Origin of the sequence: Acrocarpospora sp. B8E8, from assembly GCF_039871605.1 — a bacterium.
Classification (GTDB): domain Bacteria; phylum Actinomycetota; class Actinomycetes; order Streptosporangiales; family Streptosporangiaceae; genus Acrocarpospora; species Acrocarpospora macrocephala.
The window spans coordinates 23,040-38,617 of the sequence record NZ_JBDPLV010000093.1; the positions used below are offsets into that span (position 1 = coordinate 23,040).

The 15,578-nt window shown below is 68.7% G+C and carries 15 protein-coding genes and 2 pseudogenes; 14 read left to right on the forward strand and 3 right to left on the reverse strand.

From position 1 onward, the window contains the following. The first annotated feature begins 96 nt into the window (after positions 1–96). The 4 genes from ABGB08_RS48300 to ABGB08_RS48315 are packed head-to-tail and all read left to right on the forward strand — an operon-like array spanning position 97 to position 3,899. On the forward strand, positions 97–1,083 hold the full coding sequence (locus ABGB08_RS48300; RefSeq protein WP_347605255.1) for a sugar ABC transporter substrate-binding protein: 987 nt from the start codon (positions 97–99) through the stop codon (positions 1,081–1,083). Then, the gene (locus ABGB08_RS48305; protein ID WP_347605258.1) at positions 1,080–2,126 is read left to right on the forward strand and encodes an ABC transporter permease; all 1,047 of its coding nucleotides are present in this window, start codon (positions 1,080–1,082) and stop codon (positions 2,124–2,126) included. The genes ABGB08_RS48300 and ABGB08_RS48305 overlap by 4 nt, the downstream gene beginning before the upstream one ends. Then, a complete protein-coding gene (locus ABGB08_RS48310; protein ID WP_347605261.1) occupies positions 2,123–2,971 on the forward strand; it encodes an ATP-binding cassette domain-containing protein in 849 nt (282 codons plus the stop codon). The genes ABGB08_RS48305 and ABGB08_RS48310 overlap by 4 nt, the downstream gene beginning before the upstream one ends. After that, positions 2,958–3,899 carry a pirin family protein gene (locus ABGB08_RS48315; RefSeq protein ID WP_347605264.1) on the forward strand — a complete coding sequence of 314 codons (942 nt, stop codon included), beginning with the start codon at positions 2,958–2,960 and terminating at the stop codon, positions 3,897–3,899. The genes ABGB08_RS48310 and ABGB08_RS48315 overlap by 14 nt, the downstream gene beginning before the upstream one ends. On the opposite strand, the gene ABGB08_RS48320 is transcribed toward ABGB08_RS48315, so the two are convergent. Together ABGB08_RS48320 and ABGB08_RS48325 are read right to left on the reverse strand one after the other, a co-directional pair. Further along, a complete protein-coding gene (locus ABGB08_RS48320; protein WP_347605267.1) occupies positions 3,896–5,044 on the reverse strand; it encodes a glutathione-independent formaldehyde dehydrogenase in 1,149 nt (382 codons plus the stop codon). The two genes, ABGB08_RS48315 and ABGB08_RS48320, sit on opposite strands and share 4 nt — an antisense overlap. Positions 5,045–5,191: 147 nt before the next feature. Continuing rightward, positions 5,192–5,347, reverse strand: coding sequence for a hypothetical protein (locus tag ABGB08_RS48325; RefSeq protein ID WP_347605294.1), 156 nt, complete (start codon positions 5,345–5,347; stop codon positions 5,192–5,194). A gap of 26 nt (positions 5,348–5,373) precedes the next feature. On the opposite strand from ABGB08_RS48325, the gene ABGB08_RS48330 reads away from it, so the two are divergent. From ABGB08_RS48330 to thrS, 6 genes are all read left to right on the forward strand, one after another. Further along, a complete protein-coding gene (locus ABGB08_RS48330; protein WP_218041796.1) occupies positions 5,374–5,991 on the forward strand; it encodes a hypothetical protein in 618 nt (205 codons plus the stop codon). A 377-nt stretch (positions 5,992–6,368) separates the two neighbouring features. Continuing rightward, positions 6,369–7,616 carry a BtrH N-terminal domain-containing protein gene (locus ABGB08_RS48335; RefSeq protein ID WP_347605270.1) on the forward strand — a complete coding sequence of 416 codons (1,248 nt, stop codon included), beginning with the start codon at positions 6,369–6,371 and terminating at the stop codon, positions 7,614–7,616. 63 nt (positions 7,617–7,679) lie between these two features. Continuing rightward, a complete protein-coding gene (locus ABGB08_RS48340; RefSeq protein WP_347605273.1) occupies positions 7,680–8,543 on the forward strand; it encodes a sulfotransferase in 864 nt (287 codons plus the stop codon). Continuing rightward, on the forward strand, positions 8,540–9,679 hold the full coding sequence (locus ABGB08_RS48345; RefSeq protein ID WP_347605276.1) for a glycosyltransferase family 4 protein: 1,140 nt from the start codon (positions 8,540–8,542) through the stop codon (positions 9,677–9,679). The genes ABGB08_RS48340 and ABGB08_RS48345 overlap by 4 nt, the downstream gene beginning before the upstream one ends. 22 nt (positions 9,680–9,701) lie before the next feature. Beyond that, positions 9,702–10,295, forward strand: a complete 594-nt coding sequence (locus ABGB08_RS48350; protein ID WP_347605279.1) for a GH25 family lysozyme — start codon at positions 9,702–9,704, stop codon at positions 10,293–10,295. Positions 10,296–10,356: 61 nt separating this feature from the next. Further along, entirely contained in the window at positions 10,357–12,327 is a 1,971-nt protein-coding gene (gene thrS, locus ABGB08_RS48355) for a threonine--tRNA ligase (RefSeq protein ID WP_347605282.1), read from the forward strand. Between the two features lie 170 nt (positions 12,328–12,497). Here thrS and ABGB08_RS48360 read toward each other — a convergent pair whose 3' ends face one another. Further along, positions 12,498–13,001, reverse strand: a complete 504-nt coding sequence (locus ABGB08_RS48360) for an Asp23/Gls24 family envelope stress response protein (RefSeq protein ID WP_347605285.1) — start codon at positions 12,999–13,001, stop codon at positions 12,498–12,500. Between the two features lie 202 nt (positions 13,002–13,203). Here ABGB08_RS48360 and ABGB08_RS48365 point away from each other — a divergent pair, with 202 nt between their 5' ends. The 4 genes and pseudogenes from ABGB08_RS48365 to ABGB08_RS48380 all read left to right on the forward strand — a co-directional run. After that, complete coding sequence (locus ABGB08_RS48365) at positions 13,204–13,749, forward strand: HIT domain-containing protein (RefSeq protein ID WP_347605288.1); 546 nt, start codon at positions 13,204–13,206, stop codon at positions 13,747–13,749. Positions 13,750–14,009: 260 nt separating this feature from the next. Continuing rightward, entirely contained in the window at positions 14,010–14,378 is a 369-nt protein-coding gene (locus ABGB08_RS48370; protein WP_347605291.1) for a hypothetical protein, read from the forward strand. Beyond that, a pseudogene (locus ABGB08_RS48375) lies at positions 14,375–15,001 on the forward strand (caspase family protein); the annotation flags it as partial. The gene ABGB08_RS48370 and the pseudogene ABGB08_RS48375, both read left to right, overlap by 4 nt. A gap of 453 nt (positions 15,002–15,454) precedes the next feature. Continuing rightward, positions 15,455–15,578 (forward strand): annotated as a pseudogene (locus ABGB08_RS48380) (electron transfer flavoprotein subunit alpha/FixB family protein); the annotation flags it as partial.

The window sequence follows — 15,578 nt, forward strand, 5'->3', positions numbered from 1 at the left end:
GAATGTATGTCATTACAAAGTCCTGACATGTCTGGCTTCCGGGAAGGCAAGAACATCTATCACATCGGGGATTTGAGCCGGTGAAGGGAGACCCCCATGTTCCGTCCGAAGCCGTTGGTGCTCGCCTGCGTGCTGGCCGTCGCCGCCTGCACGAGCCCCGCGAGCCCGTCCGGGTCCGCGACCACCGCCCCCACCGCGCCCGCTGCGGCACCAGCCGCCGCCGGTGCCGCCACCTACGCCGTCGTCACCCACGGCGGGGTCGGCGACGCGTTCTGGGACGTGGTCAAGAACGGGGCCGAGACCGCCGGGACCGACCTCGGCGTGACCGTCACCTACGAGGGCGACGGCGACCCGCAGCGCCAGTCCCAGCTGATCGACGCCGCCGTCAACAAGAAGGTCAACGGCATCGTGGTCTCGATGGCCAACCCGGACGCGCTGCGCGCCTCCATCGAGGGGGCCGTGCAGGCCGGGATTCCGGTGATCACCATCAACTCCGGGCAGGACAAGTCCGTCGAGTTCGGGGCGATCACCCATGTCGGGCAGGACGAGCTGGTGGCCGGGCAGGGCGCGGGCGCCAAGCTCAAGGAGGCGGGGGTCGGCAAGCTCGTCTGCGTCGTGCACGAAGCGGGAAATGTCGGTCTTGAGCAGCGGTGCAAGGGCGCGGGGGAGACGCTCGGCGGCTCGGTGGAGAACCTCCAGGTGGACATCAACAACCTGCAGGAGGCGCAGTCCACCATCCAGTCCAAGCTGCAGGCCGACACCTCGGTCGGCGGCGTGCTGGCGCTGAACCCGGCCGTCGGCGCCGCCGCCGTGGGCGCGGTCAAGGGCGCGGGCTCGGCCGCCAAGGTCGCCACCTTCGACCTCAACGCCGACGTGATCAAGTCGGTGCAGGCCGGGGAGATCCTGTTCGCCATCGACCAGCAGCAGTACCTGCAGGGATACCTGCCGATCGTGCTGCTCAACCTCTACCAGACCAACCTCAACGTGGCCGGGGGCGGGCACCCCGTGCTGACCGGGCCCGGGTTCGTGACCAAGGAGAACGCGGCCCAGGTGGCCGAGCTCACCGGCAAGGGCACCCGGTGACGGTCGATCAGGAGGCTCCGGTGCGGCGCGGCGCCGCGCCGGAGCGGCATCGGGTCCGGCGGGTGCTGGCCCGGCCGGAGATCGGGGCGCTGGTCGGCGCGCTGGTCGTGTTCGCCTTCTTCGCCACGCTGTCGGAGGTGTTCCGGGGCCCGGCGGGGATCGCCAACTGGCTGGACCCGGCCTCCACCCTGGGGATCATGGCCGTCGCCGTGGCCCTGCTGATGATCGGCGGCGAGTTCGACCTGTCGACGGGGGTCATGACCGGTTCGACCGCGATCGTCACCGGCCTGGTGGCGACGCGGCTCGGGTGGAACGTCTGGCTCGCGATCGCCGTGTCGCTGGTGTTCGCGGTGGCGGTCGGCTTCCTCAACGGCTATCTGATGATGCGGACCGGCCTGCCCAGCTTCATCATCACGCTGGGCAGCTTCCTCATGCTGCAGGGCCTCAACCTGGGGGTCACCAAGCTGATCACCGGCACGGTCCTGATCCGCGGCCTCGCCGACGTGCCCGGCTACCACAGCGCCTCGATGGTGTTCGCGTCCACCGTGTCGCTGTTCGGCGGCGCCTTCCGCGTCTCGATCCTGTGGTGGATCGGGCTGACCGCCCTGGCCGTGTACGTGCTGCGCCGGACCGCCTTCGGCAACTGGGTGTTCAGCGTCGGCGGCGACGTCCGGGCGGCCCGCAACGTGGGCGTGCCCGTGGTCCGCACGAAGATCACCCTGTTCGTGACCACCGCCGCGGCCGCCTGGCTGGTCGGCACGATGACGATCCTGCGGCTCACCTCCATCCAGGCCAACTCCGGCATCGGCCAGGAGCTCATCTACATCGTCGCCGCCGTCATCGGCGGCTGCCTGCTCACCGGCGGGTACGGCTCCGCCGCCGGCGCCACCCTCGGGGCGCTCATCTTCGGCATGGTCTCCCAGGGCATCGTGTACGTCGGATGGGACGCCGACTGGTTCAAGTTCTTCCTGGGGGCGATGTTGCTGCTGGCCGTGCTCACCAACCAGTTCGTCCGCCGGTACGCGGAGGAGGCCGGGAAATGAGTCCTTTGCTGGAGGTTCGCGGCATCGGCAAGCAGTTCGGGTCAGTCGTCGCCCTCGCGGACGTCTCCACCCAGGTCAGCGGGGGTACGGTGACGTGCGTGCTGGGCGACAACGGCGCGGGCAAATCCACATTTATCAAGATTCTTTCGGGTGCGCATCGGCATGACAGCGGCGAGTACCTGATCGACGGGTCGGCGGTCCGCCTGGACAGCCCGCGCGAGGCGCTGGACCGGGGGATCGCGACCGTCTACCAGGACCTGGCGATGGTCCCGCTGATGCCGGTCTGGCGGAACTTCTTCCTCGGCTCGGAGCCGACCAAAGGCTGGGGGCCGCTGCGGCGCCTCGACATCGCCCGCGCCAAGGAGACCACCCGGCGCGAGCTCCTCGACATGGGCATCGACATCCGCGACCCCGAGCAGCCGGTCGGCACGCTGTCGGGCGGCGAGCGCCAGTCGGTCGCCATCGCGCGGGCCGTGCACTTCGGCGCGCGGGTCCTGATCCTGGACGAGCCCACCTCGGCGCTGGGGGTCAAGCAGGCCGGGGTGGTGCTGCGCTACATCATGCAGGCCCGGCAGCGCGGCCTCGGCGTCATCTTCATCACCCACAACCCGCACCACGCCTACCCGGTCGGCGATCGTTTCCTGCTCCTCAAACGCGGCCGCAGCCTCGGCGAGTACGGCAAGGACGACATCACCGTGGCCGAGCTCACCCAGCTCATGGCCGGCGGCGCCGAGCTGGAGCAACTCGGTCACGAGCTCGCCGCCTTCGGGGAGGTCGCCGCGCGCATCGAGGAGGAAGTAGCCACCCTGGCCGCCCCCGTAAAGTCGGAGGATGAGCAACCTTGAGCCAGAGCCCCGGGAGGCCGTCTGCGGCGCGCACGGGGCGCCAGGGCCGACGTTCGAGTTGTTGACCGGCCGGGACGTGGTGCTCGGCGGGCCGCGGGGGCTGCGGGTCAGCCGGACGCTGCCGACTCGGGGGCGGCGCATGGTGGGGGCCTGGTGTTTCCTGGACGCGTACGGGCCGGAGGAGGCGGACATGCGGGTGCCGCCGCATCCGCACACCGGGCTGCAGACGGTGAGCTGGCTGGTCGAGGGCGAGGTCCTGCACCGCGACTCGGTGGGCAGCGAACAGCTGATCAAGCCGGGCCAGCTGAACCTGATGACCTCGGGGCGCGGGATCTCGCACTCGGAGGAATCCGCGTACGGCCGGATCCACGGGGCGCAGCTGTGGGTGGCGCTTCCGGGGACCGACCGGGACATCGCCCCCCATTTCGAGCATCACCCGGCGCTGCCCATCCTGACCTGGCCGGACGGGGCCGAGCTAACGGTGATCATGGGTCACCTGGCGGGCATGACGTCGCCCGCGACGACGTACACCCCGCTGGTGGGCGCGGAGATCTTCGTGACCTCGTCCCTGAGCCTCCCGCTGCGGGCCGACTTCGAACACGCCGTGATCACCCTGTCCGGAGCCGCCGAAATCGAAGGCGGCACCCTGGAACCCGGACCCCTGCTCTACCTGGGCGCGGGCCGGGAGGAGCTTTCCATCCGGGCGCTCGAGCCCTCCCGCCTGCTGCTCCTCGGCGGCGAGCCGTTCGAGGAGGAGATCGTGATGTGGTGGAACTTCGTCGGCCGCAGCCACGAGGACATCGTCGAGTTCCGCGAGAACTGGGAGGCGGGCCAGGGCTTCGGCGAGGTCACGGGATTCGACGGCCCGAGACTGCGCGCCCCGGCCCTGCCCGGCACCACCCTGCGCCCGCGCGGGCGCGAACGTTAGCGGTGCCGGCCGTCGGGGTGCAGGACGACCTTGGTCCAGCCCTCGTCGCGGGCGTCGAAGTGGCGGTAGCCCTCCGGCGCCTGCTCCAGCGGCAGCTCGTGCGAGATGACGAACGACGGCGTGGCCCGGCCGGTGTGGATGAGGTTGCGCAGCCGCCGGTTGTACGCCTTGACGTTCGCCTGGCCGGTGCCGATCTGCTGGCCCTTGAACCAGAACAGGCCCATGTCGAAGGGGATCTCGCCCCTTCTGGTGCTGTCGTCCGGCGCGCCCGGGTCCTGGGGCAGGAAGGCGCCCACCACGCCGATGCCGCCGGTCGGGCGGACCGACCTCACCAGGTTGTTCATGGTCATGTTGGAGCGCTCGTGGCCCTGGGGGTCGTGCGCCTGGTAGCCGACGCACTCGCAGCCCCGGTCGGCGCCCTCACCGGCGGTCAGGTTGAGGATCTGCTCCACCGGCGAGCCCGTGGAGTCGTCGATCGCGATGGCGCCGATCTGCTCCGCCAGGCGCAGCCGGTCGCGGTGGCGGTCGACGACCATGACCTTGCTGGCGCCCTTGATCAGCGCCGAGTAGGCGGCCATCAGGCCGATCGGGCCCGCGCCGTACACCACGGCCGATTCGCCGGGCCGCAGGCCGGCCAGTTCCGTGCAGTGCCAGCCGGTCGGGAAGATGTCCGACAACATCACGTAGTCGTTCTCCTTCTCCGTCGCGTCGGCCGGCAGCCGCAGGCAGTTGAAGTCGCCGTACGGCACGCGCAGGAGTTCGGCCTGGCCGCCGTTGAAGGGGCCCATGCCGGCGAAGCCGTACGCGGCCCCGGCGGTTCCGGGGTTGAGGGTGAGGCAGAAGCCGGTGAGCCCCGTCTCGCAGTTCTTGCAGTGGCCGCAGGCGACGTTGAACGGCAGGCAGACCATGTCGCCCATCGTGATCCGGTCCACGGCGGAGCCGATCTCGACCACCTCGCCGAGGTTCTCGTGGCCGAGCACCCGGCCCGGTTCCATGGTCGTGCGGCCTTCGTACATGTGCAGGTCGGAGCCGCAGATGTTGGTCGTGGTGATCCGTACCAGGACGTCCGTCGGCCGTTCTATGCGAGCGTCGGGCACCTCTGTCACGACCACATCACGCGCGCCGTTGTACACCAGTGCTTGCATGATCAATCCCCCGTGATTCGGCGGTGAGGAGGAGTGCTCATCCGGTATGAACCGGTTTTTCCTCCCTAGTAGCCACTCCCCGCCAAACCAGGACGAATGCCCTATGTCTGGTCAAATTCGGTCCCGGCTTCATTGGACGAAGGGGGTTTACTGCGGCGATGACTCGCTGTGGCGTTCGCGGAGTTTGGCGCGGATCTCGTCGGGGGTGTACGCACGACGGCGGCGCTCGCCCCGGGCGATGACGACTCCGGTCGCCGCGACGCCCGCGAAGGCGGCCAAGCCGAGTATCTTCCACCAGCGCATGTGCCTAGGGTAGCGGTGTGAGCGGGATCAGTCTTGACGAAGCGCTTAATCTGACGAGGACCGGGGACGTGTGGGTGTTCCGGGGGCGTTCCGTGCCTGACCGGGCCATTCAGATGACGACCAACAGCCCGGTCAACCACGTCGGCATGTCGGTGGTGATCGAGGATCTGCCGCCGCTGATGTGGCACGCGGAGCTGGGGCGGTCGCTGCCGGATGTGTGGTCGGGGACCCGGCAGCGCGGCGTGCAGCTGCACGACCTGCGCGAGGCGGTGCTCGTCTGGGCCAACAGGTACGGCCAGCGCGGCTGGTTGCGCCAGCTCGAACCGCCGGCGACGCGGGAGATGGAGGACGCCGTGCTGCGGACGGTGGCCCGGCTGGACGGGACGCCGTTCCCGTCGACGGCGCGGCTGGCGGGGCGGTGGATCCGGGGGCGGCTGCCGTCCCGGCGTTCGCGCGAGATGGCGCTGGAGAGCGCGTACTGCGCGGAGGTGGTCGCGGTGACGTACGAGGAGATGGGGCTGCTGACCGACCGGCGCAAGCCGAACTGGTACGACCCGGGCAGATTCTGGAGCGGCGACGACCTCGACCTGGCCACGGGATTCCACCTGGGCGGGGAGATTTCCGTACAGATCCCCAAAGCCTGACCACAGAACTTTACAGTCCAATGCCCGTTTTGTCTGTTTTGTCGGGTATACAGGTATATATCCGGTCAAGTTAGGGGGCGTTCGTGGTTCGGCTCATTGGGATCTTGATGATCCTGATCATGATAGGTGGGTTGGCCTATCTGATTGCCATTGACCTACTGGGACAGTAGGCACGGGGGTTTGGGTGCCCCTACACTGAGGTCCGGCGAACTCTCACGCCGAACCTCCTCAGCGGGCACCCACGCGGCTCGCCGAACGCGGAGGCAAAGGGGACTCGACGCGCCTCGGGAGACGCGGTCTCGGAAATCATGACCTTGCGGCAAGCCGGATAGCGGGCGTGGGCCGGGTTCGGCGCGTGCCGCGAGCGGAGTCATGCGATGACCGACAAGAAGCAGCTCAAGGCCCGCATCCGGGCCCGGATGGCGAAAACCGGCGAGAGCTACACCACCGCCAGGCGGCACCTGGTAGGCCCGGGAGAGAGCCCGGCCGTCGACGGCGGCTGGCGGTTGAACGGGGGACGGCATCCGGACAGCGCCGTGATCACCAATATCCTCCGCAACGCGGGCGCCGAGATCACCGAGCCGCTGGTGTTCGTGGCCGGTGGCGGGCTCGGCGCGGGATACATCCTCTGGGAGTGGAAGCACGACGACAGCCGCACGCTCGTGCTCGGCTTCCGCAACCAGTGGCAGTACCCGCAGCGCTGGATGGAGAAGACGCTCACCCGGCTGAACGTGCCGTTCGACGCGCACAGCACCGGCGGGGCGAAGGGCGCGTCACAGCGGCTGACGGCCGAACTCGACGCGGGGCGGGCGTGTGTGATCCTGCCCGACCGATACCACCTCGGCTACTGGCAACTGCCCGCCCACCTGGACGGGCGCGGCGGCCACCCGGTGATCGCCTACCGGCGGGACGAGACCGGGGTGTTCCTCGACGATCGCAACCTCGTCCCGTTGCGGGTGCCCAGGGAACGGCTGGACGCGGCCAGGGCCAGAGTCGTCTCGTACAAGAACAGCCTGGTCGTCCCCCGTCCCGGGGAGCCCGCCGTGGCCGAGGCCGTCCGGGCCGGGCTGGCGGACTGCGCCGGGCATCTGAGCGCCGCGTCCGACTCGTTCTCGCTGCCCGCCTGGCGGAAGTGGAGCCGGACCATCCTGGACGAGAAGGCGGCCAAGGGCTGGCCGAAGGTCTTCGCCGACGGGCGCGGGCTGGCGGGGGCGATGCTCTCGGCCTGGGAGGCGATCGAGCCGGTCGGCATGGACGGCGGCAACCTGCGCGACCTGTTCGCCGATGGCCTGGACGAGGCCGCCCCGATCCTGGGGCTTCCCCTGGGCGGCCTGGCGGAGGAGTTCCGGCGCATTCACGGCCTCTGGCACGGGTTCGCCGAGGCTGCCCTGCCCGAGTCCGAGTACGGCAGGATGCGCGAGCTGACCGCGGAGATCCGCGAATCCCTCGTCGCCGACGGAGCCACCTCGGCGGAGGCCGCGCGTGAGCTGTGGGAACTGCGGGCCGCGGCCGACAAGGCGGTGGTGGATCTGGACAGGTTCGCCGAGCTGAGCGAGCGCCTGGCCGCCATCTACGAGGCCGAAACCGCCGCCATCGCCGAACTACGCGCCATGATCACAGGATAACGGGACCTGTTTGGGGGCATGGACCCAGAGAATTCTCAGGAAAGCCACCTAGGGTCCCCCTGCATGAACTGGAAACAGAAGGTGAACTCCGCGCTCGGGGAGTTCACCGGGTTCCATATCGCCAAGGTCGGCGGCGGAGCCGAACCCGGCACGGCTCCCGAGCCCGCCGAGGTCGAGGTCCGCCCGCCCGCCGACCCCAGGACCGACCGGCTGCTTCGCGCGCCCGTGTTCGTGATGTCGCCGGTCCGGTCCGGGTCCACGCTGCTCCGCGCGCTGCTCAACGCGCACTCGCTGCTGCACGCGCCGCACGAGCTGCACGTCCGCCGCCTCAAGGTGGACTTCGGCACCACCCTCGCGGAACGCGCCATGCACGCGCTCGGCCACAACCAGGCCGACCTCGAACACCTCCTGTGGGACCGGGTCCTCCACCGCGAACTGCTCAGAAGCGGCAAGAGCCACATCGTCGACAAGACGCCCGCGAACGCGTTCGCCTGGGAGCGTATCTCGACCTGCTGGCCGGACGCCCGGTTCGTCTTCCTGCTCCGGCATCCGGTCTCGATCGCCCGCTCCTGGCACGAGGCCGACCCGGCCAAACGTACGCCGGAGGAGGCCGCGAGCGACGCGCTGCGCTACATGAAGGCGGTGCAGCGGGCCCGCAAGGGGCTGACCGGTCTCACCGTGCGATACGAGGATCTCACCGCCGGCCCCGAGGCCGAGGTCCGGAAGATCTGCGAGTATCTCGCCATTCCGTACGAGCCGGGGATGTTGCGCTACGGCGAGCAGAGCGTGCTCACCAAGGGCCTCGGCGACTGGAAGGACAAGATCCGCTCCGGCGAGGTCCAGCCGGGGCGGGAGCTGCCCGGCGCCGACGAGATCCCCGACCTGCTCCGCCCGATGTGCGAGCGCTGGGGGTACGTGACCCCGTGAAGATCCGTTACCTCCTCTTGCACGCGTACGGGATGGGCGGGACGATCAGGACGGTGATCGGGCAGGCCAACGCCATGGCCGCGCTCGGGCACGACGTCGAGCTGGTCAGCGTCGTCCGCCGCCGCGACGAGCCCCAGTTCAGGATCGACCCCCGGGTGTCGCTCAGCGCCCTGGTGGACGAGCGCGCCGGACGCACCGAGGTCACCTTCCGCGATCGGGTGATGCGGCGGCTGCGCGGCAAGGCCGTCCCGTTCGGGGAGTTCGCCGCCCGCTACTTCACCCCGCACGTGGAACGCGCGGTCACCGCGTACATCGCCGGGCTTGACGGCGGCGTGCTGGTCACCACCAGGCCCGCCCTCAACCTGATGGCGGCGCGGCACGCGCCGCGCGGACTGGTCACCGTGGGCCAGGAGCACATGAACCTGCGCACCCACCACGAAGCCGTCCGCAAGTCCATCGCCCGCTGGTATCCCCGGCTGCGCGTGGTGGCCGTGCTCACCCGCACCGACCAGGGCGACTACCATCGGCTCGCGCCCGGCGTGCGGACCGCGCACATCCCCAACGCGGTCTCCGGAGCCGGCCGCAGGCGCTCAAAGCTCACCGCCCCCACGGTGATCGCGGCCGGGCGGCTGCGCGTGCAGAAGGGCTTCGACCTGCTGATCCCCGCCTTCGAGCAGATCGCCCCCGCACACCCCGACTGGCGCCTGGACATCTACGGCGAGGGCCAGAAACTCCAGGAACTCCGGCGCATGGTCAAGATCCCCGGCCAGGTACGGCTGCGCGGCCGGACCACCCGGCTCGACCAGGAACTGGCCGACGCCTCCATCTTCGCGCTCAGCTCCCGGTTCGAGGGCCTGCCCATGGTCATGCTCGAAGCCATGGCGCACGGCCTCGCCGTGGCCGGATTCGACTGCCCGACCGGGCCGGGCGACGTGATCGTGGACGGTGTCAACGGCCTGCTCGTGCCGCCCGAGGACGTGGACGGCCTGGCCCGCGCCATCGCCCGCCTGGCCGACGACGCCGAACTGCGGGAACGCCTCGGCGCGGCGGCCCTGGAGACGGCCAGGATGTACTCGCCCGAGGTGGTGATGCCGCGGTGGGAGCAGCTCTTCACCGAACTGCTCGCGGCGCGTTAGCGCGGTCATTACCCTCATACCGGTGATCCAGGGCATCGATGTCTCGGACTGGCAAGGCGCCGTCGACTGGTCCGCGCACGCCGAGACCGACATGGGGTTCGCGTTCGCGCGGGCGACCGACGGCGACGGCGTCGTGGACTCGCGCTTCGCCGAGAACTGGGCCGCGATGGGCCGCAGCGGCCTGGTCCGCGGCGCCTACCACGTCGCCCACCCGCACGGCGACCCGCTCGCCCAGGCCAGGCACTTCCTGGACACGGTACGGCTCGCGCCCGGCGACCTGGCCGCCGTCGAGTTCAAACGCGACGACGCGCTCCCCGCCGAGAAGGTCGCCGCGTTCGGCCGCAGATGGTGCGCCGAGGTGGCCCGGCGCTGCGGCCTGCGCCCGCTCGTCTGGACGCACGCCCACTTCGCCTTGGCGGGCCACTGCGAGGGCCTGGAGACGTACCCGCTCTGGATCACCGCGCCCGGGCACCCGATGGGGCGTCCGGTGGTGCCGTCGCCGTGGACCTCCTGGACGATCCATCAGTACGCGGGCAGCCCGATCGACCTCGACATCTTCGCCGGCACGCTGGCCGAGCTGCTGGCCCTGGGCGCGCCGGACAAGCGAGCGAAATAGGTCCGCCGAGCCCGGTAGAGTCGGCATGTTCTTGTCGTGCTCACCTCGTGAAGGAGCCATCGTGTCTGCCGCCCTCGAAATACACCTCACCCTCGCCGGAGCCGAGCGTGCGGTGGCGGCGGGGACGACGTATGGCGAACTGCTCGAAGCCGACGGGCGAACGGTGATCGCCGCGCGGGCCGGGGGCGAGCTGAAGGACCTCGCGGCCGTCGTCGCGGACGGGGACGAGGTCGAGCCGGTCACCATCGACAGCGCCGACGGGCGGGCGATCCTGCGCCACTCCACCGCGCATGTGATGGCGCAGGCCGTGCAGGAGATCTTTCCCGAGGCCAAGCTGGGGATCGGGCCGCCGGTGGAGAACGGGTTCTACTACGACTTCGACGTCAGGGAGCCGTTCACGCCGGAGGATCTCAAGCGGGTCGAGAAGCGCATGCGGGAGATCGTCAAGCAGGGGCAGCGTTTCGCGCGGCGGCCGGTGTCGGACGCGGCGGCGCGGGAGGAGCTGGCGGCGGAGCCGTACAAGCTTGAGCTGATCGGGCTGAAGGGCGGCGCGTCCGGTGAGGACGGCGCGAATGTCGAGGTGGGCGGCGGGGAGCTGACCATCTACGACAACCTGGACGCCAAGACCGGGGAGCTGTGCTGGAAGGATCTCTGCCGGGGGCCGCATCTGCCGACCACCCGGGTCATTCCGGCGTTCAAGCTGATGCGGTCGGGGGGTGCGTACTGGCGGGGGAGCGAGAAGAACCCGCAGTTGCAGCGGATCTACGGGACGGCGTGGGAGTCGCGCGAGAAGCAGGACGAGTACCTGGAGTTCCTGGCTGAGGCGGAGAAGCGGGATCACCGCAAGCTGGGGGCGGAGCTGGATCTGTTCTCCTTCCCTGACGAGTTGGGGTCCGGGCTGCCGGTCTTCCACCCGAAGGGGGGGACGATCCGGCGCGTGATGGAGGACTACTCGCGGCGCAAGCACGAGGAGGCGGGGTACTCGTTCGTCAACACGCCGCATATTACGAAGGACAATCTGTATAAGACCTCCGGGCATCTGGAGTGGTACGCGGACGGGATGTTCCCGCCCATGGAGCTCGAAGGCGCCAAGTACTACCTCAAGCCGATGAACTGCCCGATGCATAATCTGATCTTCCGGGCGCGCGGGCGGTCCTACCGGGAGCTGCCGCTGCGGACGTTCGAGTTCGGGACCGTGTATCGGTATGAGAAGTCCGGGGTGGTGCACGGGCTGACCCGGGTGCGTGGCCTTACGCAGGACGACGCGCACATCTACTGCACGCGCGATCAGATGCGCGACGAGCTGAAGTCGCTGCTGCGCTTCGTGCTCGACCTGCTGCGTGACTATGGTCTCAACGACTTCTACCTGGAGCTTTCGACCAAGGATCCGGTCAAGTTCGTCGGGACGGACGAGGACTGGGCGGAGGCCACGGAGACCCTTCGCGAAGTCGCCGAATCCGAGAAGCTGGAGCTTGTGCTCGATCCCGGTGGCGCGGCCTTCTACGGGCCGAAGATCTCCGTGCAGGCGCGGGACGCGATTGGGCGGACCTGGCAGATGTCGACCATCCAGCTCGACTTCAACCTGCCGGAGAGGTTCGACCTGGAGTATTCCGCCGCCGACGGCACCCGGCAGCGGCCCGTCATGATCCACCGCGCGCTGTTCGGGTCGATCGAGCGGTTCTTCGGGGTGCTCACCGAGCATTACGCCGGGGCTTTCCCGGCTTGGCTCGCGCCGGTGCAGGTGATCGGGATTCCGATCGCGGACGCGCACGCGCCGTATCTGCTGGAGGTCGCGGAGCGGTTGAAGGCGAAGGGCATCCGGGTCGAGGTGGACACGTCCGCGGACCGCATGCAGAAGAAGATCCGCAACGCGCAGAAGTCGAAGGTGCCTTACATGCTGCTGGCGGGGGATGAGGATATCGCCGCCGGGGCGGTGTCTTTCCGGTATCGCAGCGGCGAACAGAAGAACGGCGTCCCCATCGAGGACGCGATCGCGGAAATCGTCGACACGGTAGAACGCCGCCTCGTTTAGGGGTTCGTTCGGGTACGGCGTTGCGGGCATGTCGAGTGAGCGGGATTGCCGCTCGCTCGGCGGCTCACCCATTGTGGTGGGGTTCCCCACTCGCCCACCCTTGAGCGGTGGAATTCCCACGCCAAAAGGCACGGCCCCCGCTCAGCCAGGAGCCGTACCTTCTTGTGAGATCAGGCGGTTTCGGGCTCGGTTTCCTCGCCGGGCAGGCGGACGTCGTCGACGGTGACGTTGACCTCGACGACCTCCATGCCGAGCATCTGGGCAACCGACGTCGCCACGTTCGACTGGACTTCGGCGGCCACCTCCATGACCACATGACCGTAGACGATCACGATGGTGACGTCGATGGCGACCAGGCCGTCCTGGATTTCGGCCTTGACGCCCTGGTTGGCGCGCTTGGAACCGAAGCCGATGCGGTCCCGGACCGACTCGAAGGCGCGCTCGAAGTCGCCACCCAGATCGGCCACGCCGGGAACCTGGAGGGCGGCCAGAGCGGTGACCTTCTCTACCACCTCGTCCGCGACGGTGATCTTCCCCTTGAGCCCGGACACCGAGATCGCGTCGACGTGCGCGGCTTCCACGGCGGCGGGAGTCTCCTCGGCGGCTGGCGTTTCCTCGGCCGGTTCGTCGATGACGGATCCGGCGGTCTCCTCGTAGGACACGACTTCGGTCATGTTGATCATCTCCTCGGGGTCAGGCCTGGAATTCTGCCGGAAGATCTGAACCTTTGTCCGCCGATAGGCAAGCATGTGACGATCCGGGTTTCCGTGGGTGATCCGCGCTCTCCGTCCCCGCTAGGAGAGGCTCTCCAGCCCGGCTGGCAGAGCAGCAGGGGCACGCGCTGAGCCCCTGCCACCGGGGTCATATGCTGCCGTCATGACAGATGACCCCGGGCTGCCGGAGGGGGCAGGCGCACCTGACGCTTTCGGACGACTCTGGACCCCGCACCGGATGGCGTACATCAAAGGCGAGAACAAGCCATCCGGAACCGGCGCCGACGACGGCTGCCCGTTCTGCGAGATCCCGAAGCGCGACGACGCGGACGGCTTGATCATCGCCCGCGGGTCGGTGGTATACGCACTAATGAACCTTTATCCCTATAACTCCGGCCATTTGATGATTTGCCCGTACCGGCATGTCGCGGACTACACCGACCTGGACGACGCCGAAGTGGCCGAACTAGCAGATTTCACCAAACGTGCCTTAAGCACACTCCGCAAAGCCAGCGGCGCGCAAGGATTCAACGTGGGAATGAACCTCGGACAGGTGGCCGGGGCGGGGATCGCCGCGCATCTGCACCAGCACATCGTCCCGCGCTGGGGCGGCGACACCAACTTCATGCCGGTGATCGGCCAGACCAAGGTCCTCCCGCAACTCCTCCGCGACACCCGCCAGCTCCTCGCCGACGCCTGGCCCACCTGAGCCCGGCACCCGGCGCAGCCGAGTCCCACCGGCCGGGTCGGACGTTCGCCGGAGGGGCCTCTGTCGAGTGAATTCTGACAGGGACAGTCGAAGTCTTGGCGGGTGAACAGCAAGCCCTTCTATTTCGTGGGCGGATTGTGTTGGTGAATCCGGATCTGTCCTTGCAAGGCGATTCGGTACGCCCGAACGCCAAGCTGCCCGTGCCGTACGCCTTGCTGTGCCTGGGACTTTTAGTCCACCTTTGTTCCATGACGGAGACGATGGTTGGGATTCGCCTCGATCTTGGGGCAGACAGTGACGCCGAGGAGCTCACGAGCGTTGCCAGGCGACTCCGTGACGAACTGCGCCAACTGGACTTCGAGACCGTTCCGATGCCCACGGTGCCCCCTCCTCCCGGAGCCAAAGGACCGGTGATGGACATCATCGGAGAGGTGTGGGTCAGCGTCGCCGGGTCCGCCGGAGTGGCGGGACTGCTGGACGTCCTGGCCGCGTGGATCACCCGTGGGCGCGGGCGCAGCATCAAGCTTGAGCTGAACGGGCAGGTCATCGACGCGACCGGCCTGTCCCGCCGGGACCAGCGCCGGTTGATCGAGGAGTGGATCGCCAGGCAGCGAGAAATCGAACCATGAGCTCCTATGCCTTGATCGTCGCCGCTGACACCTACCGTGACACCGGCTTGGGCGCGCTCCGCGCGCCGTCGCACGACGCCCGGGAACTGGCCGAGGTCCTGTCCGACCCCGACATCGGCGGCTTTGAGGTACGCACGGTCGCCAACCAACCGGCGTACGTCATAGCCGAGGAAGTGGAGGCGTTCTTCACCGACCGGAAACTGGACGACCTGCTCCTGCTCTACTTCTCCTGCCACGGCGTCAAGGACGACTCCGGGCGGCTCTACTTCGCGAGCTCCAACACCTCCTTGAACCGCCTGGCCTCCACCGCGGTCTCCTCGGTGTTCGTCAACGAACAGATCGACCGAAGCCGCTCCCGCAAGATCGTCCTCCTCCTGGACTGCTGCTTCAGCGGAGCGTTCCCGCAGGGCATGACCCCACGCGCCACCAACCGGGTGGACTTCGAACGCTTCGAAGGCCGCGGCCGAGCGGTGATCACCGCGTCCACGGCCATGGAGTACTCCTTCGAGCCTGGCTCCCCGACCACCGGCACCGGACGCCCCTCCGTGTTCACCCACGCCCTGGTCCAGGGCCTCCGCACCGGCGCCGCCGACCTCGACGGCGACGGCCGCGTCTCCGTCGACGAGCTGTACGACTACGTCTACGACCGCGTACGAGAAGAGACCCCGAACCAGACCCCGGGAAAAGCGTTCAACATCCACGGCGACCTGTTCGTCGCCCGCAATCCCCGCCCGGTGGTGGCCAAGGCGATCCCGCTGCCGAGCGAGCTGCTGTTCGCCCTGGAACATCCGATCCCCGGCGTGCGCGCGGGAATCATTCCCGACCTGGTTCGTTTCCTGCACAGCAGCAACACCGGACTCTCCGCGACAGCTCGTCAGGCCTTGGAGCGTCTCACTGACGATGACAGCCGAATGGTCTCCGCGGCCGCGCAGCAGGCGCTGGATGGCGAGAACTCGACCCTGCCCTCACCGTTACCTCCCAAGCCACATGTCAGCGAGCCCTTCCCGCCTGTACGACGGCAGGATCAAGACCGCCGACTTCTTCACGTCGAAGAAGTTCATCTAGGGAGGGGTGAGATCCTGGTGCTCGTCGAGCACGTCGACGGAGACGTCAAGAAGGTCACCCTTGAGCTGCTGACCCTGGCTCGCTCGCTCGGCGAGCCCGCCGCCGTCTGGGCCGGTCCTGGCTACTCCGAGATCG